Consider the following 21458-nt stretch of genomic DNA (forward strand, 5'->3'; position numbering starts at 1 on the left):
TTATATATTGTGCCAATAAAAGTTAAATTGCTTTTACTGGCACGTTAGTTATAAGGTTATTTCTAATAACAACTTAATGCGATTTAGATTTTTTCTTACTTTTTTTATTTTTCTTTTTTACAGTATGGGCGTCAATATCGTCTTTCCAATTAGTGAGTTTAGCAAGCATTTCAGCTGTTTTTTCTGGCATTAATTTGGCTAAGTTGTTCGCCTCACTTTTATCATCTTTTAAGTTATATAATTCAACTTTTCCTGTAGACCAAAAATCTAACAGCTTCCATTCGCCTTCAATTATTGCAGAGCTATTGGTATCACCTGTTTTACTGGGGCGAGCTGCAGGAGAGTGCCAAAACATAGCTTTTCTAGGTGTTTCATCACTGTTTAAAGCGGCTAAGTAGCTTACACCATCTTGATGATCTTTTGGTGCAAGTGATAAGCCAGCCATTTGTAATATAGTCGGGTAATGATCTGTTCCGGTAACTTGTACTTGGCTAATTGAACCTGCTTTTACTTTTTCAGGCCATTTAACAATAAGTGGTACACGAGTGCCTCCATCATAAATCCAGCCTTTACCGTGGCGGTAGGGATTGTTGCTAGTAGCAAGCACACGGTTAGATTTTAAACCTCGGCTTGATAATCCACCGTGATCTGAAGTTAAAATAATAATAGTATTATCTTCAAGTCCTAATTTTTTTAACTGCTGTTCAATACGCCCGACACTAATATCAACACTTTCAACCATCGCAGCGTAATCTGGATTGTTTTGAATGGTTTTATGATAGCCAGTGCTATCTTTAATTAAATCGGCATCACTCTTAGGACCCGCATTGGCAATGCCTAGCTTTTTCATTTTAGTTTTATATTTTTTAACTAAAGCAGGCTTACCTTCAATAGGTGTATGAACAGCATAATGCGCTAAAACTAATAAAAATGGCTGATCTTTTTTCTGTTCAATAAACGTTAACGCTTCATCGGTTAGGCGATCCGTTAAGTATTCTTCTTCGGAGCCTTCTACTTTAGCAAAACCTTTATTTTTTCCTGATTTACTCATTTTAGTGTAAGGAAAATAATAACTCGGTGGCGCGCCCCAATGACCAGCCATAATACTGCTATCAAAACCTTGCTTGGTTGGATCTCCGCCTTCTTTACCTAAATGCCATTTACCGATATAACCCGTTTGATAACCAGCCTCTTTTAGATGTTCACCAAAAGTAACTGCAGATAAAGGTAAGTGATGTTTACCGACACGTTCACCTTGCGGTACACCATAGCGCGTAGGGTAACTACCACTAAATATTGCAACGCGAGAAGGCACACAGCGAGGGTGTGCGGCATAAGCGTTATCAAACTTCATGCCATCTGCGGCCAGCTGGTCTATGTTAGGTGTTTCGTAGAAGTTGCTACCGTAGGTGCTTAAATCTTGACGACCAAAATCATCAACCAATAACATCACTACATTAGGTTTACTCGTGCTTTTATCAGGAGTAGCAACAGCTTGGCTACAGGTAAATAAACTCAGTCCTGAAAATAATAAAAATAATGAATTTTTCATAACATCTTCCAATTTATATTGATAAATAATAGTTAAATTAATGGCTAGTGAGCATTAAACTGATATTTATATGCTACAGCCACTTTTATTGGGCGTTAACTTGGTTAATTTTACCCCTGAATTCAAGGCGTTTCGCGCCTATCATTGCGTCAGGGCTAAAGAATCTTTCTTTACTGTTGCCCATAAATCAAAGTCTATGCATCATTTTTAGGCAGTAATGAACTGTATGGTTCATATTTGGCTTGAGGCCGTTATTAACCTTTGGCAACTAAGTAAAATTTGGCTCAATCAAATGTTGCTAGAAAGAGCCAAATAGGTTGGGACTGGTAACTAAAATCAAAGGCTAAAATTGATAATGAAAGTTTATTTTTTCACTGCCAATAGCAAGGGTAAACTCACCCTCTTCAACAATACGCTTTAGTTTAGGGTTAACAAAAGTTAAATCACCTTTACTGATACTAAAGTTAACTTGTTTGCTTTGTCCTGCTTTTAAATTGATTTTTTTGAAGGCTTTTAAACGTTTAACTGCAGGACTAACAGAGGCGAATAAATCGCTAACATAAAGCTCTACGGATTCTTTTCCTTCAAACTTTCCTGTGTTGGTAACCTTTACCGAAATATTAAGTTTATTGTCACCTTTAAGTGTTTTACTGCTCAGTTTAATATTTGAATAAGCAAAAGTGGTATAACTTAAACCATGCCCGAATGGCCATTGTGGTTTGTAACCGTTATAACTCATGTCACCAGGAGTTAATTGTTGAATATCATTTAAATAAACACGGTCGTAATTAGCAAAATCACCAGTACATTGTGGGTAACTGTAAGGTAATTTACCGTTAGGATTGTAATCACCAAAAATAACATCGCTAATAGCTTGTGCGCCCTGGCTACCCGGTATATACGCTTGAACTATTGCTTTTGTTGCGCCAACAATGTCTTTGATAATGCGTGGGCGTCCTTCGGCTAAAACAACAATGACGGGTTTACCCGTTGATAATGCCGCTTGTGCTAAAGCCATCTGATTGTTTGCTAGGTTTAGGTCATCAAGGGCACCCGGCGATTCAGCATAGGCATTTTCACCTAAGGCAAGTACTATATAATCTGCTTTTTTTGCTTTTGTAATTAAACCTTCAACGTCATAATTTTTCTCGTTATTAAAACCTGCGTAGGTGTGAGTGATTAAGTTCTTTTTACCAACTGCTCTATGAAAAGCATCTAAAATTGTTTTTTCATTTTCAGGGTAGTTAGCCTCAACATCACCCTGCCATGAATATGACCAGCTACCATTTAATGGCGCATGAGAATGGCCTGTAGGACCTGCTAATAATATTTTAGCGTTTTTAGGCAAAGGCAAAATATCGTTGTCATTTTTTAATAACGTAATGGATTCACGAGCCGCTTTTAGTGCTAAGTTTTTATACTCAGCTTTACCAAAGTTTTTGGCTGCCTCAGCTTCGTGGTAGGCGTTATCAAATAAACCTAATTGATATTTAAGCTTTAAAATAATACCTACAGACTTATCAATACGTGCTTCTGAGATATCGCCAGATTTTACTAAATCGACTAATAATTCATAGAATGAAAAATCTTTTGGCACCATACTCATATCAATACCTGCATCAACAGCTTGTTTAACTGCTTCGCGTGGTGATTCAGCGACCATATGACGAGTATGCAAACGAATAACATCTTCCCAGTCTGTAACCACCAATCCTTTAAAGCCAAGTTCGCCTCTGAGAAGATCTGTTAATAGACGTTTGCTGCCGTGAACAGGAATACCATTTACTGAGGCTGAATTGATCATTATTGATGATGAGCCAGCATCAACAGCGGCTTTAAATTGTGGTAAATACTTTTCCCATAATACAATATCAGGAATATAAGCAGGCGTTCTATCCTTGCCATTAGCGGGATCAGAATAACCAATAAAGTGTTTCATGGTAGAAGCTACAGCGGTGGTATTTTCAAGTCCATCTTCTTCATATGCCTGAATTACACCAACACCCATTTGAGTCGTTAGGTAAGTATCTTCACCATAGGTCTCTGAAAAACGTGACCAAATTGGGTTAACACCTAAATCAAGTACCGGATCAAAATTCCAACGAACGCCTGTGGCACGTAGTTCTTTACCTGTCGCTTTAGCGGTAGCTTTAGCCAGTTTAAGATTACGAGTAGCGGCTAGCCCAATGTTATGAGGATAAAGGGTTGAGCCTTTAGTGTAAGTAACACCGTGAATTGCATCAACGCCATAAATTACGGGTAATTTATTAGGTGTTTGCAGTGCCTCATCTTGAATTTCTTTAATCAATCGATTCCATTGCTTTACCGTTAATGCCGTGGCTGTTGAGTTTAAAATTGATCCTACTTTGTAGGTATGAATGGCTTTTTTCAGTTTTTCTTTATCAATAACTAAACCGTCACCTGTTTCACGGCTACCCTTATCTAAAATTACCGCTAAAGTAATTTGGGTCATTTGACCTACTTTTTCTTCAATGGTCATTTTCGAAAGCAAGTGGGTGACTTCCTTGTCGATATCCTGCTCGGAACGTTTTATGGGGGTTGCTAGTAGACTTTGACTAATTAGCGTAAGTGAAGCTAGCAATAAAAATGTCTTTTTAAGCATTTCTATACTCCGGTATAGGTTGATTAAAATAATATGATTGTTATAAGCATACACCGACTGATAACGATGTCAATTAAGTGTTTGTCGCTAATTGTCGCAAAATACATCAAGTGTACTTTTCACTTTGATTAGCAGTTAACGATTAAAGAGAGTGATTAACTTATCAGCAAACAACTTAGCGCCTTCAACACCTAAATGCACAGGATCAGCCAGCTTGTCAGTGCGAAGATTATCAACTGAGCTGATAGTATCACCATGAATTATATGTAGTTTGTTTCTACCTGATTGTTGCTTTTCTTTAACTAAATTAATGATGACGTCGCGGTAGGCTTGAATGGGTAATTTGCTATGTTTGGCTTTATCACGACGAGTAAACAGTGGTGTAATGCAATACAAGTCGGCTTTTGGATGTAAATTTAACGCTGTATCGATGACCTTACTGTATCTTTCTTTAAAAGTGGCTAAATCGGCATTAGGTGCATTCCAGTCATTGTAGCCAATTAACAGACTCATTAATTTTACGTTATTAAAATCAGCTAACATCTGTGCCGTAGGTATTGATATTTGTGCACCGCCAACGGCTAAGTTGAATAGCTCTAAATCAAGTGCTTGAGCAACTTGGTAAGGGTAGGTGAGATAACTTGCCGAGCCTTGACCAACACCATGACTGATGGAGTCACCCATTACTATGTATTTAGCTTTACGTGGAGTGAAAAGCGTTGTTAACTCACTGTCATAATCAAGGTCTAGTGCAATTAAAGCAAGGTTCGCTAAGCTGGGTAGTAATACTTTATATTCCGATAATTGATTAATGTTTTTTGATTGAAAAGTAACGTTAAAATTTTCTTTTTTAGGCGAAAACTTTACCGTTTTAATTAATTGCTCACCCTGACTTGTTACTTGATAAACAGCAATGTCTGAGCCGCGATTAATTTTTGGCAGCGCTTTAAAAGTTAACACAACATTATTACTAGAGGTTGCAAAGTTAATAGCAATGCTAGCATTCGTTTGTGCTTTGTCACTGTTAAAGTTAGTGTCTTTTTTAGGTAGGGCAAGTACCGATTTTGCATGTCGAGTAAAACTTACCTGTGGCTTGTTATCAATGTTGGTTTTATAGACGTACGATGTACCTAAATATCGGATTTTATCACTATGTACATCAATACGTTTAATTTGACTCTCAGTAGCATAACTTCCTAGCGTGACAGTACTTAATAACAGTAACAATACTCTTAACTGTTTAAGTTTTGTCATGGCGCTTTTCATGGCGTTTATCATAATATTTCTCGCTAAAAGCTTCTGATAGTTTTTTCACTGGTTTTATAACCATAACGAACGGCCTTTGAAATAATTTTCATACCTTTCTTAATCGCAAACGGTTGATTATAAACGCGCATTTTACTCGTTATCCATTTACCTTTTTTGTTTAAGTAACTCGTTTGGTAGCCAATAGATGAGCCTTGAGTATTGCCTTTAATGGCGATAAAGCCACTCTCATCTAAATAAATACTAGGTTTAGCTGTGATAGGCTGTTGACCGTTCGGCCAAAAATCATTAGCAAGTTCTATTTCTGGTCGATCACTTAAATCATCTACATGAGATTGCCATTCTTTCAAAGCAGATTGCATCTTCTTAAGTTGCTTTTTATAGGCTGGATTACTTGCTAAGTTATTCACTTCCTCTGGATCTTTAATGATGTTGTATAACTCTTCAGCAGGTCGGTTGTTAAACCAGAAAGCTTGTTGCTTATTCATTCTACCCGCTTCAAATTCACGCCATAAATCTTGCATTAATATCATTTGATCACGATAGGCTAAATGGGTAGCACCTGGTTTATTCGGTGCGTAGTTTTTAATGTATTTAAATTGGTTGCTGCGTACCGCTCTTTCTCGAAAAGGAAACTCATCAAGTCTGTCTTTTGAGGCATATATATATTTACGTTTAGCTATCTTGTTTGTGGCATTATTATTTGGAATGCGTGCTTTACCTTGGATGTAGGTAGGGATATTAATATTTGCCATGGCTAAAATTGATGGAGCAATATCAACAAAACTTAATAGTTGGCTATCAATGCTGCCATTTATTGCTTTATTTGGACGATATTTTTCTGGCCAGTGAATGATCATAGGCACTTTTAAACCACTGTCATAAACTTCACGTTTACCACGAGGAAGAGAGTCGCCATGATCGGTTGTCCAAATAACGATGGTATTATCGCTTAAACCATCTTTTTTTAATTGTGTTAATAACTCACCCACTTGGGTATCCATAGCATGAATATTATTATAATGCAGTGCTATACCTTCACGAATAAGTTGCGTATCAGGGTAATAAGCGGGAACCACAACCTGTTCAGGTTTAATCCAATTTTTAACTAAACCACTTTTTTTATTCTTCGTTGATTTTTTGGGAAACAACTGACTTTCGTGAGTTATATCTAAATGATACATACCAAAGAAGGGTTGGTCTTTTTCTCGGCCTCGCCATGTCGGTTTTTTACCTTCATAATCCCATACGGTAAATGGGCCGCTGTGTGCAGAGGTATTGCTAAATTGATAATCTAGTTTTGATGAAACGTAGGTGTAGTAGCCATTTTTTCGTAATAACTCTGGAAAAGCTTTAACTTCGGGTGCGGGTACTGCTCTATAATTTGATGCTTCAAATGAACGGGTACGCATGTGTTGGCCACCGACGGATATTTGATGAACCCCAGTAATGAGCGATGTTCTACTGGGGGCACAAACACCCGCGGTAGTGAAGGTGTTAGGGTAACGGACACTTGTTTTAGCTAGCTCATCTAATACAGGCGTTTGAGCTACAGGGTCACCAAATGCACCTACTTTTGCGCTCATATCTTCTGCGACAACTAAGAGTATGTTGGGACGTTGTTCTTTTGCAAAACTTGTTACAGAGCTTATAGCGAGTGCTAAACCTAAAGCAATTTTTATAGAGTTAAACTGTTTCATCATTTATCCTAATATTTGTCACAATCAAAAAGACCAACAATAATTGTTGGTCTTTATAATTTAATACCAACATTAATTATTAATGTTTAGCTGATTTTTTCTTGTCATCTTTTTTATCTTTAATAGGCTTTATTCGTAAGAACGTTCTTAAACCATCATCACCCTCTTTTTTCAACCAGTTATCTGGAAAGTCAGCTGTTTCGCCACGGTCACGTTCACGGTAAACCGCACCAGGAGTATACTTTTCAGTGTAAGGGATAACATTATCACCTTTTTTATTCACTAAAAGGTTGAATAAATCATGACGCATTTGCGCTATAAGTGGTTGATGTTTAGGTGTATTGATTAAGTTGTTCATTTCTTTAGGATCATTTTTTAAGTCATAAAGCTCTTCAGTGTCCCAAACACCGTGATATTGAATTAGTTTGTAGTTGTCAGTACGCAAAGCAAAAGTAGTTGGGGTAGAAGGGTAGTTAAATTCCCAATAATATTCATATAAAAAGTTCTCACGCCATTGATTTACTTCTTTGTTTTTAGCAAGAGGTAACCAACTGTCGCCATCAAAGTGAGCTGGTTTTTTAGCGCCTGCAATTTCTAATATTGTAGGGGCTATGTCTAGGTTAGCAACCATTTCGTCTACTACGGTGCCGGGTTTGAAATAACCGGGAGCATAAGCAAGTAACGGTACACGCATAGACTCTTCATAAGCATTACGCTTGTCAATTAAACCGTGTTCGCCAAACATAAAGCCGTTATCGCCCATTAACATCACAATAGTATCATTTTCTAAGTTATTATCTTTTAGCCACTTTAATACACGACCTAAACTATCATCCACGGCAGATAGTGCTCTATGGTATTGACGCTTATATTCTTGAACGTCCATTTCACTATGGTATGGAAAGTCGACCCCATGCCAGCTATTACGTTGATTCTTGACCCACATAGGCTTGCCTGCATAGTTTTCTGGAGTATCGGCTTGGCTTTCAGGGACTTCAATTGCTACATCGCTATATTGATCTTTATGGCGTGGAGCAGGATCAAAATTAGAATGTACCGCTTTATGAGATAAATACATAAAAAATGGTTTGTCTGAATCACGTTTGTCTAACCAATCCACCGCGTAATCAGTCAACTCATCGGTAATATAGCCCTTTTGGTCAACTCTTTCGCCATTGATATTAATTTTGTTTGTTCGACCTTTTTTATCTTTTTTGGGATAGTAATGTCCTTGACCCGCAAAACTTAACCAATGATCAAACCCCGGTTGAGGAGAGTCACCGTGACCACCCATATGCCATTTGCCGAAGAAACTTGTTTCATAACCCACCTCTTGTAGGTAAGAAGGGAAATAAACTGAGCTTTCCTTCGCTGGGTTATTGTTATCAACTACACCATGATTATGCATGTATTGACCGGTTAATATCGTTGCACGACTAGGAGAGCAAAGGGCGGTAGTAACAAAAGCATTTTTGAAATAAACACCGCCAGCGGCAAGTTTATCCATATTGGGTGTATCAATACGTGGGTTTAAAAAGCCTACTTCATCGTAGCGTTGGTCATCAGTTAAAATGTAGATGACATTTTTCTTTTGTTTTACTGTTTTGTTTACGGTTGCTGATAACGATGATACCGAAAAGCATAAACTTAAACTTAGCACTGTTATTTTTAACGCATCTATTTTTGAAGACATGTTATCCCCTTTACTTGCATGTTTGGATATGTGTTTAAAGATATAAATTAGCAGTAATTGATATCGTTATCAACAGAGATGTAAATTTAAAATGTTTAAAGTTGTTTAAAGTTTTGTACTTCGCATGCTTCTTAAGGAGGTATTTTCATTTCAGCTAAATGATAGTGGTAGCATGAGTTCAATCAATTCAATGACTTATGGTGCCTTTGTTGTGGTTTATAGAAACTGTTAGTTTAGATATCTTTTATAATTTCAATTGACAACGTTATCAATCGATTGTAGCTTCAGCTTGAATATAACTCTAATAAAGAATGGTAACTAATAATGAAAAACTATAAATGTACCTTTGCACTTATGCTTATTTTCTCTTTGGGAGTACAAGGTTGTGGCTCTGAAGAACAAGTAATAGAAGAACTACCAATACTTGAAACTCCTGATGTGGAAGTTCCAGCAGAGGAAGTTCCAGTTGAGGAAGTTCCAGTTGAGGAAGTTCCAGTTGAGGAAGTTCCAGTTGAGGAAGTTCCAGTTGAGGAAGTTCCAGTTGAGGAAGTTCCAGTTGAGGAAGTTCCAGTTGAGGAAGTTCCTGTTGAAGAAGTTCCTGTTGAGGAAGTTCCAGTTGAGGAAGTTCCAGTTGAGGAAGTTCCAGTTGAGGAAGTTCCAGTTGAGGAAGTTCCTGTTGAGGAAGTTCCAGTTGAGGAAGTTCCAGTTGAGGAAGACGTTGAACTTTCTGCTTTTGAATTAGCGATGACAAAATGTAATAACCCTTGGAATGAGCTAGGTGTAGCGTTAAATGATAATAGTGAGTTGCTAAATGACCCATTATTATCGACATGTTATCGTGTGTCAGGGGTTGTTGATGGCTTAATTGATGACAATATTGACTTGTCAATTAATGGTGCTGAAACGCTAGCGGTGGCAAGTGAGGGGCAATTTGAATTTGTTACTCCTTTTATCAGTGATGAAACGTTTATATTGAGCGTAAAAACTGCAGCAACAAAACATCAATGTAATTTGATTAATAACAGCGGCACAATTAATGATGAGCAAGCCAATAACCTTATTGTTCATTGTATAGCTACTACCAGCCAATGTGATAAAACCACAGAAAATATTACTGATGATAAAAACTTCTCAGGTAATAATATTGAAGGAATTGAGAGTCTTGTTAGTGATATTGAATGTGGTGTAGAACCATGGCGAGAAGCAGCTAACGAACGTATCAATAACATTCGTAAAACGTCAGGTACTATTACTATTGTTGATAAAAATGGTGAGCCAGTAACTAACGCTAAAGTGAACTTAACCCTTAACCGTCATAACTTTAAGTTTGGGGGAATTGCTCAGGCAAAATTATGGCATGGTGAAGCCGATGATGTTGCAGATCTATATAAAGCGGCTTATTTAGATTTTGGTTTTAATAAAGGTGGTTTTCAAAACGCTTTAAAATATAAATTAAGAGCAGGTTTAGAGCCTTTAGTACCGGCTATGCTTACTTGGTTTAAAGCGCATGATATCCCTGTGCGTGGGCATGCGTTGATCTGGCCAAAATGGACGAATATGGAAACAACAGTATCAGCACAAGATGCATTAGATATGGGCATTACCCAAGGAGATGTTGCGAACCTTCCCAGTGATGAACTGAAAATTTATGTTGATACCACGATTAGAAATTGGGCGAGTAAGTGGGATGTTGTTGAGTGGGATGTTGCTAACGAATTACGAGGTCACTACGATGTGCAAGATATTCTAGGCTATCAAGAAGAAGCACATTGGTACAAATTAGCTAAGGCTAATGTTCAAAATTCGGCGACATTATTTATTAATGATAATCGAATTATATCAGATAGCAGTGAAACTGTGGTTTCAGATAAAGTTGCAGGCTATAAAAGTAATGTTGAAAGTATTCTTGCAGACGATACGTTAAATGAAGGTCATGTTGAAGCGCTTGGATTTCAAAGTCGCTTTGGTTCGATGTTATCTGCGGATACTATTTATCAACGTTTATCCTATTTTGATGACTTAAATCTGCCAATTTCAGCGACGGAATTTGAGATTAAAGATGACTTGATAACCACAGAGATTGACCGCGCTGTTTTAACTGAACGAGTGATGACTGTTTACTTTAGTAAAGAAAGTGTCAGTGATATTTTAGTCTGGACATTTTTTGAAAGCTCTAGCCGAAGTGATGCTCGCCATTTAGTCGACTTAGAAGGCAATGCTAATTTACGAGGAAAAACGTGGTTGTATTTAGTTAAGAAACATTGGAATACCGATGTTACCACTTGGTTAGATAGGCAGGGGGAAACACAGCTAAACGGCTTTAAAGGTGAATATACTGCAACGGTATCTTTTACAAATTACCCTGATGAGCAGGTTGACTTCTCTTGGATTGATGGCACAAAGGGTAAAACAATTCAGTTACTTAATTACGCCAATGGTAGCGACAGTGCAACACCTGCTAGTTTCAGTATTGATAGTTTTGAAAATACTGAAGTAGAGGAAGGCGTTATGTTTACTAGTACAGTACCGACCCTGTCAGGTGATGATAATATTGGCGCTATTACTTGGACTGTAACCGGTGATGATGCCAACTTATTTAACCTTAACTCTATAACTGGCGTTTTAAGCCTTACAGCACAAGACTTTGAATCACCAGCTGATACTGATATTGATAATAACTATGCGGTTATTTTAACTGCGACGGATGCTGTTGGTAATTTTGCAGAATTAGCTTTAGAGCTCGTTGTAACTGATAATCTTACCGATAACCAAGTACTAGTAAACTTCACTATTGATGAATTCATTACCACAACAATTGCTGAAAATGTAATTTATAGCAGTGAGCTGCCAAACCTTTCTGGTGATGAAGCAGTTGGTAGTGTTATTTGGACTGTTGAAGGCGATGATGCTAATTTATTTGTTGTCGATTCATCGACAGGTGCATTAACTTTAGCGGCTCAAGATTTTGAAAATGCTAATGATTTAGCTGGAGATAATGACTATCTAGTAACACTTGTCGCGACTGATTCAGAAGATAATTTCGCCCAACTAGCATTAGTTATTTCAGTAACCAATGTTGATGAAGTTGTTGTTTATTCACCACCTGAGATTAGTGGTGACAATGGTGATATTTCGAGTGTTATCAATGCTGGTGATTTAGTTTTTACTCGTCCAGCCCTGGCGACGGAAACGACACTTGATGGTGGCGCTGCCACAGTTGAAGGTAATAAATGGAAGTTATTCAATTGGAGTGAAGCCGAAGCTTACTGTAGTGATATTGGTGCAAGATTACCAACTAAAACAGAGTTATCAGATAACTTATTAACGTTAGTTAATGATGCAGACAAGGTTAGCAATGGCAGTTTCTCCGCTACCGAGCATTGGCCTGTAAATAAAGGTTACTGGGCTGGTACTTTTCCTGCTGATGGTAAACATCACTTAATGAAAACAAGCATAGATCCGGCAAAAATGTCAGCTTTAGGTGATACCAACCGTCAATATGTGACTTGTGTTCGTTAACCCTGTTGTTGGTCAGTTAAGCTAGTTCAATTGGATTAGATAAATTAAAGCCGTATCAAGTTGATACGGCTTTTTTAGTTTGGTAAATAACAATGCTCATGGATACTAAAAGGAAAGGGCAATCTCGTTAGTGTTTTTATCAATGTTAATCGTATGCTCAATACTACTGTTACCTTGGCTTATTGTAACTTGATACTTGCCATGAAAAGCACTGACATCAAATTTTCCAGCGCTATTAGTTTGTTTAGTTTCATTTGTTTGCCAGTGGTTATTGATAAGGTATAGCCAAATTTTACCATTAAGTGGCAAGCTCATATCCCAGTTTAATAGTCCTCTGGTTTCTTTTTCATTGGTAGTTGACTTGTCATTAGCTGAAGAGCGACTTGTTAAATTATTTAATACTGTCCAAGCAACGATGCCATCGACATTAGGGTGTGAGAAAAGCACTTGCATGTACTCTTCGGTCATTTGAGCACGCCTTAAGTGTGTTGGCTTGAAGTTGTAGCGTGGTGTATTTACTATTTCAAACTCAGTAGCAACGATAGGGAGGTTGAATTCATTAAATTGCTCAAGGCGCTGATAGACCATTTCAGGGGTAATGGAGTCAACTCTAAATCGTGCTTGTACACCAATAGCTTCAATAGGACCGCCGTCAGAAATTATTTCTTTAATAATTTTTTTGTATTCTACAATCCTATCAATATTGGCTGGTGGGGCTGAAATAATTCTATTTTCATTAATAAATAAACGAGCATCTTTATTTCTAACGTGTTTTTGGGCTTGCTTGAACCAATCAGCCATAATACCTCGACCTAAAAGGTTAGCAATTTCAAGATTGTCTAACGGTTCATTCATTACATCCCATTCGACAACATCCCAACGCTTTGCATAGTCATATAGTTGAGCTTCTATAAAGTTTTTTAACTGCTCAGGATTGTTCTTTAATTTTTTGGCGTCTTTGTGCATAAACTGCCAGCCAGGGTAAACAAGCACATGACCGCGAGCGCTGATATCGTGCTGTTTTGCCCAATCTATTATTGGTTCTACAGTATCCGCTAATCTTTCTTTATGTTTGTATTTTAGCCCGTTGTTGAAGCCAATTTGATTAATGAAGTTTGGTAATACCTCTGCTTGTTTCGCAAATTTCTTAGTAGAGATTACTCCACCGAAATTGAATTTATGGTTAAGCTGTTTTAGCTCGACTTTAGCATTAGGTATAGGAGTGCCATTCTTGTCTTTTACCTCAACAGTAAGTTGAGATTTACGGTGTTTATTAATTCGCTGCTGAGCGTCAATGCGCCATTGTTGTTCACTGGTTCCATTTTTTTGTAATTTTATTTCGGCTATTATTTTCTCTATGCCGGTAATGTTAGTTCCGTCATAAATCTCTGTAGAGTTAGTTTGAGCGTGTAATGATAGTGATAATAAGCAAAAAGCAGCAGGTACAGTTATCATAGGCAATGTTTTTAGTAGGTAGTTCATAGTACATTTACTTATTAAGTTTGGTATATGAAATTAAAATAACACTGAAGAAGAAGTGAGGTAAGGAAAACCTTGTTTAAAAGTGTTTAAAATTATAAAGCGTAGGCTGTTTCAGAGAGGGAAAAAGCCTAATACTTTATTGAAAATCGTAATTTATGAGCAGGGGCTGGTAGAGTTTCTAATAATTAATTCACAGTCGAACTCAGTATCAAACTCTTCAAAAGGCTGTTTTTTAATTCTTTTAATTAGTTTTTTTACTACGGTATTGGCCATCTGATTTATTGGTTGTTTAACTGTGGTGATAGATGGCCATATTTGTTGAGACACAGGAGCGTCATCATAGCCAACCACAGACAAATCGGCTGGAATGTTAATTTTCATTTGCGCCGCTACTTTAAGAATTGCCGCTGCCATATAATCATTACTGGCAAAAATAGCCGTAGGTCTACTTTCTTGATTAAGTAGTTGTCTTGCGCAGCTTTCACCGGTTTCAAAAGTAAACATGCCTTGTTTTACATAATCTTCATCAAGTGTTAATCCCATGTTTTCAAGTGCTCTTTGGTAGCCCTTATAACGTTTATGGGTGGCACCAAAGTCAGGGTGGCCTTTGATAAAACCAATTTTAGTATGACCAAGGGATATTAGATATTTGGTCATTTCAAAAGCAGCCTCTTCGTCATTACTCATAACATATGGAGAATCATGCTCACGTACAAAAGGGGAAATACGAGCAAATGGTATGTTTTTTTCATCAAGCAGAGCGATAAGCTCTTTATTATCACAAAGTGGATGAGTAAGAATAAAACCATCTTGAGTTGAGTATTGGGTTATCGACTCGACACTTTTAATTAAATCAGCGCTGTTGTGATCACAAGGGTGAATTTGTAAGTTATAACCTTGTTCAATACATTGAGATAAGGCACCGTTTTGTAATTCAAGTATATAGCCCGGATTAGGGTTGGAGTAGAGTAGGGTGATAATAAAAGATTGTTGACCTCTAAGACCTCTTGCTAAAGGGTTACGCTTAAAATCTAATGCTTTAACTGCTGCATGTACCTTGTCTTGTAATACAGGTCTGACATTAGGTTCATCATTAAGTACCCTTGAAACTGTTTTAACCGAAACTTCGGCAACACGAGCAACATCTTTAATAGTAGCTTTAGCCAAGGTATTCCTTTAATTGTTATCAGCTATAATTTATTAAAATCATAGCATTAACCTTGAAGCCCCGCAATCTAAAGAAAACTGTTTTAGACACCGTTATCAATTTGATGTTACTATTATTCATGATAACGTTATCAATTACATTTATATCGTTGATAAATTAATTGTGAGGTATCAAATGAATCATAAACAAGAAAAACGAAGGGCAGCTATTAAAAAAATAGCTTGTGTTGTTGGTGGGATGGCTATTGCACCAACACTAATATCTCAATCATTAGCAAAACCTTTTTTAGCCAGTAATTCCATTTTGCCCTTTCAAATATCTTTATCTCAATGGGCGTTTGAAAGTGAAATTTTTGGTAAAGGACGTGATAACTACAAATGGTTTAAAAAAATGCTAGAGCAGGATCCTCAGGCTGTTTTGCAAGGCTCTATGGATACCACTGACATTGTTGTTAAAGCACAGCAGCTTGATTTACATGGCGTTGATTTAGTCACCTCGATGATTTATGGACATAGAAATAGTGCTAAGTGGTTACGTAGCTTTAAGGAAAAAGGCAAAGACCATGATGTGTCATTTGTTTGTTTAATGGCTGATACCGCTACCAAAATTGGGGCAAGTGATTTATTAGCGCGCAAGAAAGCTGTAGATGATCACAAGCATTGGATAGAAGCGGCTGTAGAGTTAGGGTGTGAGCACATCAGAGTAAACCCTTTTGGTGATGGCACCTATTTACAGCAAATGAACCAATGTTCAGAGTCTTTATATGAATTGAGTGAGTTTGCTAGCAATGTTGGCATGCAAGTTACCGTTGAAAATCATGGTCACCCATCAAGCAATGGCGCATGGTTGAACATGTTAATAGAATTAACTAATCATAGTAATTTAGGTCTTTTTTTAGACTTTGGTAATTTTTTTATGGGTGGTTTTAATGCTAAACCTAGACGCTGGTATGATTTAAAACAAGGTGTAATCGACTTAACTCCATTTACGGTTGGGATAAGTGGTAAAGCACGAAGTTTCCTACCTAACGGTGATATTGAAATGATTGATTATGATTGGAATATGGAGCAGATATTGGCATCAGGCTTTAATGGCTGGGTTAGCGCTGAATATGCTGGAAAAGAGTATTCAAATACTCAAGGAGCCCAAATTATTATTGATAAATTGAGAAAGATTCAAGACAAATACAAACAAAGCCCAACTAATTTAATAACTTAGGACTTAATTTTAATTTATATTGATAACGTTGTCAAAAGTGTTCTATTATTTAAGTAGATTGTTAACCAAGATAAGGCTAGCAACTAAAAATCATCTTTGAAGTAGGAATGAGAGAGTAAACAATGAAAAATAAAATAATGAAGTTTGTTCAAAGTAGTATTCTATTATTATCAATAATATTTTCTTATCAGGCGTCAGCCGGATTAATAATGCGCGATGAAGGAATGGTATATGATGATGTATTAAACATCACTTGGCTGCTTGATGCTAACTATGCCAAAACCAGTGGCGCAATTGACGCTGATTCAAGTGGTAAAATGACTTGGGCAAATGCCAATATTTGGGTCGACTCAATAAATGTGGGTGGTTTTTCCGATTGGCGCTTAGCTACAGTAGATACTGTTAATAGCGATAAATCAGAATTAGGCCATATGTTTATGGTTAATTTAACTAATACCGATAGCTTAATAAATAAAAGCTTCTCTGATGTAAATACCGGCGAAAACTATAGTTTTAGTAACCTTTTTGGCAGTAGATATTGGACTGACACATCGGCTAATGACACTAAAGCATGGTCTTTTAGTTTTAGTAATGGCAGTGAAAATGGTAATAAATTAAAATCTGACACTTTTAAAGCATGGGCAGTTAGAGAGGGTGATGTAACGTCAGTTTCTGTGCCTGAGCCGACGAACATAGCAATGTTTCTTTTAGCTGTTATGGGTTTATTTCATTTTAGGCGTATTAGTAAAAAAAGACCTTAAAGGTGTATTGATAAGGTCATTTTATTTCTTTAATAGTGATAACGTTATCAATGATGTGAGGTGGACTTTTTAATCATTACAAGGATTTTTGATTAAAAAGTATTTAATAAAATGCAGAAAATAAGCATTAATAAAAATAGAGCAAGAATCATGATTAAAACGAATAAGCTCATAAATCAATATATGAAAATTGCAATAGCACTCTCATCAGTACTTATAGCAACTGTTTCAAATATGAGCTACGCCGAGGTACTTAACTCAAAAATAGCTATTACGCCGCAAGATATGGTGAAAAAAATGGGTTCAGGGGTCGACTCTACTTGGTCTGAAGTGCCTAATAAGATAGCCGAATATACTACTGATGCGAGTATTGCTTTTGCTACCAAGGGCTTTAAGCATATACGTTTACGTCTTGCTCAAGATCCCGCTGCTGATACATGGATGTATTTAGATGAACAAATTCAAGATGCTTTAGATAATGGCATGATCCCTATTATCGCTAACCAATCTCATGCCTTTGAAGATAACCCTACAGCGCAAACTCAAGCTGACTGGGTACGGTGGTGGCAAGATATGGCAGTACATTATAAGGATTACCCATACGAACTAATGTTTGATTTGATTGTTGAAATTGCGGCAAGTAGTCCGTTATCAAATGAGCCTATTGATCAATTAAATGAAGCTTACGAACAAGCGGTTACCGCTATACGTAATGCAGGCGGCTACAATGATAAACGTATCGTAATTTTTAGTGCACACAAGCGATCTGATGCAACAAGAATGAATCAGCTTGATATTCCAACGCAAGGTAATAACTTTCTAATTGGCGAGTTTCATGAAGGTTATGCATCAGGCCCAAGTGCAGACTCAACTAATCCTCATTATTATTGGGATGGCGGCGTGGGTGAAATTCAGTTAATGACTGTTCGCGCTGATGCTGCAGTGGCTTGGAGTGAATCAACAGGTATTCCTATTTGGGAAGGTGCGTGGATGCCGGGGAACTATAACAAAGGTAATGATTATGATATTGCTAGACAAGTTAGCTTTGTAGAAGATTTTGTTAAAGTGCTTAACGATAGAAAAATTCCACACGCGGTCAATGCGACCAAGAAATTTTATGATGTTGCTACTAATCAATGGAATGAGTTAGAAGAAGTCGTTGATGCTATTATGGCGCTTCGTCTTGAAGTTGACGCGGAAGATCCTGCTGTTGATAATCAAGCGCCTGTATGGACAAATACTACTTTTACTTTAGCTGATGCTGAACAAGGTGAACTTTACAGTTATGACCTTTCAGTTGACGTAAGTGGACCTGAAGATGTAGCGCTTATTTTTGCTAAAGTATCGGGCTCTGATTGGTTAAATGTTAGTGAATTAGGAGTGATTACTGGAACTCCTTTATCTACCGATACGGGTGAACATATTTTTATTATGAGTACCTCTGATGGGATAAACAACTCAGCCGGTGCTGTTAATGCTAGTTTTATTATTGATGTTATTCCAACACTTGAGCCAGAGCCAACACCCGAGCTAGAGCCAACACCTGAGCTAGAGCCAGCACCTGAGCTAGAGCCAGTACCTGAGCTAGAGCCAGTACCTGAGCTAGAGCCAGTACCTGAGCTAGAGCCAGTACCTGAGCTAGAGCCAGTACCTGAGCTAGAGCCAGTACCTGAGCTAGAGCCAGTACCTGAGCTAGAGCCAATACCTGAGCTAGAGCCAGTACCTGAGCTAGAGCCAGTACCTGAGCTAGAGCCAGTACCTGAGCTAGAGCCTGAACCAGAAAAGCTTGAATCTTCATCAGCAGGTAGTACAGGTATATCTTTATTTTTAATACTTTTTTGTTTATTTATTAAAAAGTATTATTACAAAACAAACATATAGGAAAAATTCATTGTGAAAAAACTATCATTAGTCGCAACTAGCCTTTTAGCCGCTTTTATAACAGGTGCTTGTACAGCCGATACAAATATCCAAGCAAAGCCAGCTGTTAGCCAGGGCACAGCAAAAAAACTCGTTAAACCTAACGTATTATTTATCGCAGTCGATGATTTGCGGGTGCAATATGGACCATATGATTTTGACAAAGCTATAACTCCTAATATTGACCGCTTGGTTAATCAAGGGGTTGCCTTTACTCAGGCCTATAGCAATGTGCCTGTGTGTGGTGCCTCGCGCGCTTCGATGTTAACAGGTGTTCGTCCAACTATTAATCGCTTTGTTGCTTTTGAAAGCGCTGATAAAGTGGCTCCTTGGGCACCTTCTATTGCCAAAGTTTTTTCCGATAATGGTTATACAACCTATAGTTTAGGCAAGATATTTAATAACTTAACTGATCATGCAAATGATTGGAGTGAATTTCCTTGGCGTCCTGAAGGGGCTAAAAATGAAGATTCAACTAGTGGTAATAAAAAACAAGCAAGCTTGTTATCACGGCACGATTATGTAACGTCAGATGGTCTTGCAATGGCTGAAAAAGGTATTAAAAATCATCCTGCTTTTGAAAAAGCGGATGTCGTGGATGATGTTTATAAAAATGGCAAGATAGCAAAACGTGCTATTAGTGATTTAAAACGATTGAAAAAAGCAGGTAAACCCTTCTTTTTAGCCGTAGGTTTGAAAAAACCACATCTACCTTTTAATGCGCCAAGTAAATATTGGGACTTGTATGATGAAAGCACAATTGAACTTACTAAAACACCTTTAAAAGCTAAGAACTCTCCAAGTCAATCCGATCATAATTGGAATGAGTTAAGAAACTATGGCCATGATGGGGCTATGCCAAAAAAGGGCAAAATGCCTGATGAGATGGCACGAAAACTTATCCATGGTTATCATGCCGCTACCAGCTATAGTGATGCATTAATTGGTAACATTTTAACTGAGCTGGAAAGTTTAGGCTTAGAAGAAAATACTATTGTCGTTTTATGGGGCGATCATGGCTGGAGCTTAGGTGAACATACTCATTGGGCAAAACACTCTTCTTATGATGTTACTAATCATATTCCATTAATTATCAAAGTGCCTGGCATGACTAATGGGGAATTCGCCAAAGGTTTAGTTGAGTCAGTTGATATATTTCCCACCTTAACCCAGTTGGCTGGCTTACCTGCGCCAAGTTCATTGCAAGGTGACTCCCTTGTTCCCATGTTGAAAAATCCACAGGCTACAGTCAATGACGCTGTTTTTCCTCGATGGAAAAATGCTGACAGTATTCGAACCCAAAATTATATGTATACCGAATGGCGCAATAAGAAAAATAACAAAGTGATAGCAAGAATGTTATTCGATCACCGTGTTGATCCTAGAGAGACAATTAACGTCGCTGAAGATTTTAAATACGCTCAAGTGGTTGTTGATTTACATAATCAGTTAGTTGCCCATATCGCACAAATTGAAAAATAATAAATATTTCTAAGGGTGATTTGATGACAAAAATAACAATCAAAGATGTTGCACTAAGGGCTGGGGTTTCTGTTAAAACTGTGTCACGAGTGATAAATAATGAAGTTAACGTTCGTGCAGAGATGCAAGAGAAAGTTAAAAAAGCGGTTAATGAGTTAGGTTTTCGTAGAAACCCTTTAGCTAGGGCATTACGAAATCAACAGACCTCTATTTTAAGCTTACTTTATTCAAATCCCAACCCTGGTTATATTCTAGAAGTGCAAAATGGTATTCAAGCGCAATGTGATCTTGATAATTATAATTTGCAAATATTGCCTTGTGATCATAACGATGAACATTTTTTTGAAAAAATAGAATCGTTATTACAACGTTCATCGACCGATGGGGTATTATTGATCGAGCCACTTTGTGATATGCCAGAGGTCATTGATTTATTAGATAAATATAAATTACCTTATGCACTGATATCACCGACAACTTCAGAGCCTAAAGCACCTTTTGCTCGCTCTAACGATGAGCAAGCCTCATATCAAATGACAGAATACTTGATATCTCAAGGCCATAAAGATATTGCTTTTATTATGGGTGACCCAAGCCATGGTGATAGTCATCAGCGGTTAAAAGGTTACCAAAATGCCTTAGCTGAAAATAATATTGCAGTAGATGATACATTTTTTGAGCAAGGCTATTTTACTTTTGAATCAGGTGAAATATCGGCTAGACGATTACTGTCACTTAAAAATAGGCCTTCGGCCATTTTTGCTAGTAATGATTATATGGCTGCAGCGGTATTAAAAGTTGCCGCACAAAAGCAGATTAAAGTACCACAAGAGCTCTCTATTGTTGGTTATGATGACACCCCTGTATCAAAACAAATATGGCCTGCACTAACAACGGTTAGACAACCAATACGAGATATAGCTTCACACGCGACAAAAAAACTCATTGCTCAACTTAATAAATGCTCATTTGATGAGGTAAAAACCTTGTTCGAATGTCAGTTAGTTGTACGAGAATCAACCAGTATTTGGGCAAGTGATTAATGCACGTCTTTAAATGCTGTACATGTTCTCT

At 37.4% G+C, this 21458-nt stretch carries 13 protein-coding genes; 6 read left to right on the forward strand and 7 right to left on the reverse strand.

What is annotated here, in order from left to right:
- Window positions 1-73: 73 nt before the first annotated feature.
- From CXF85_RS16720 to CXF85_RS16740, 5 genes are all read right to left on the reverse strand, one after another.
- Window positions 74-1552, reverse strand: a complete 1479-nt coding sequence (locus CXF85_RS16720; RefSeq protein ID WP_101229779.1) for a sulfatase — start codon at window positions 1550-1552, stop codon at window positions 74-76.
- 343 nt (window positions 1553-1895) lie between these two features.
- The gene (locus CXF85_RS16725) at window positions 1896-4175 is read right to left on the reverse strand and encodes a glycoside hydrolase family 3 N-terminal domain-containing protein (RefSeq protein ID WP_101229780.1); all 2280 of its coding nucleotides are present in this window, start codon (window positions 4173-4175) and stop codon (window positions 1896-1898) included.
- Window positions 4176-4310: 135 nt separating this feature from the next.
- Window positions 4311-5429: an SGNH/GDSL hydrolase family protein gene (locus CXF85_RS16730; protein ID WP_157829125.1), complete on the reverse strand. Its 1119-nt coding sequence runs from the start codon at window positions 5427-5429 to the stop codon at window positions 4311-4313.
- Window positions 5430-5464: 35 nt separating this feature from the next.
- Window positions 5465-7141: a sulfatase family protein gene (locus CXF85_RS16735; RefSeq protein ID WP_101229782.1), complete on the reverse strand. Its 1677-nt coding sequence runs from the start codon at window positions 7139-7141 to the stop codon at window positions 5465-5467.
- A 79-nt stretch (window positions 7142-7220) separates the two neighbouring features.
- Entirely contained in the window at window positions 7221-8834 is a 1614-nt protein-coding gene (locus CXF85_RS16740; protein ID WP_011043180.1) for a sulfatase family protein, read from the reverse strand.
- A gap of 324 nt (window positions 8835-9158) precedes the next feature.
- Here CXF85_RS16740 and CXF85_RS16745 point away from each other — a divergent pair, with 324 nt between their 5' ends.
- A complete protein-coding gene (locus CXF85_RS16745; protein WP_101229783.1) occupies window positions 9159-12353 on the forward strand; it encodes an endo-1,4-beta-xylanase in 3195 nt (1064 codons plus the stop codon).
- A 105-nt stretch (window positions 12354-12458) separates the two neighbouring features.
- Here CXF85_RS16745 and CXF85_RS16750 read toward each other — a convergent pair whose 3' ends face one another.
- Together CXF85_RS16750 and CXF85_RS16755 are read right to left on the reverse strand one after the other, a co-directional pair.
- Window positions 12459-13835: an endo-1,4-beta-xylanase gene (locus CXF85_RS16750; RefSeq protein ID WP_101229784.1), complete on the reverse strand. Its 1377-nt coding sequence runs from the start codon at window positions 13833-13835 to the stop codon at window positions 12459-12461.
- Window positions 13836-13988: 153 nt separating this feature from the next.
- Window positions 13989-15002: a LacI family DNA-binding transcriptional regulator gene (locus CXF85_RS16755; RefSeq protein ID WP_101229785.1), complete on the reverse strand. Its 1014-nt coding sequence runs from the start codon at window positions 15000-15002 to the stop codon at window positions 13989-13991.
- Window positions 15003-15177: 175 nt separating this feature from the next.
- Here CXF85_RS16755 and CXF85_RS16760 point away from each other — a divergent pair, with 175 nt between their 5' ends.
- From CXF85_RS16760 to CXF85_RS16780, 5 genes are all read left to right on the forward strand, one after another.
- Window positions 15178-16221, forward strand: a complete 1044-nt coding sequence (locus tag CXF85_RS16760) for a sugar phosphate isomerase/epimerase family protein (protein WP_101229786.1) — start codon at window positions 15178-15180, stop codon at window positions 16219-16221.
- A 122-nt stretch (window positions 16222-16343) separates the two neighbouring features.
- Entirely contained in the window at window positions 16344-16982 is a 639-nt protein-coding gene (locus tag CXF85_RS16765) for an Lcl C-terminal domain-containing protein (protein ID WP_101229787.1), read from the forward strand.
- A 150-nt stretch (window positions 16983-17132) separates the two neighbouring features.
- A complete protein-coding gene (locus CXF85_RS16770; RefSeq protein ID WP_198555666.1) occupies window positions 17133-18863 on the forward strand; it encodes a glycoside hydrolase family 5 protein in 1731 nt (576 codons plus the stop codon).
- A 12-nt stretch (window positions 18864-18875) separates the two neighbouring features.
- Window positions 18876-20384 (forward strand): sulfatase, encoded by a 1509-nt coding sequence (locus CXF85_RS16775; RefSeq protein ID WP_157829126.1) that lies wholly within the window; start codon window positions 18876-18878, stop codon window positions 20382-20384.
- Between the two features lie 23 nt (window positions 20385-20407).
- On the forward strand, window positions 20408-21427 hold the full coding sequence (locus CXF85_RS16780; protein WP_101229790.1) for a LacI family DNA-binding transcriptional regulator: 1020 nt from the start codon (window positions 20408-20410) through the stop codon (window positions 21425-21427).
- Window positions 21428-21458: the final 31 nt, after the last annotated feature.

This window comes from Colwellia sp. 75C3 (assembly GCF_002836255.1).
Classification (GTDB): Bacteria; Pseudomonadota; Gammaproteobacteria; order Enterobacterales; family Alteromonadaceae; genus Colwellia.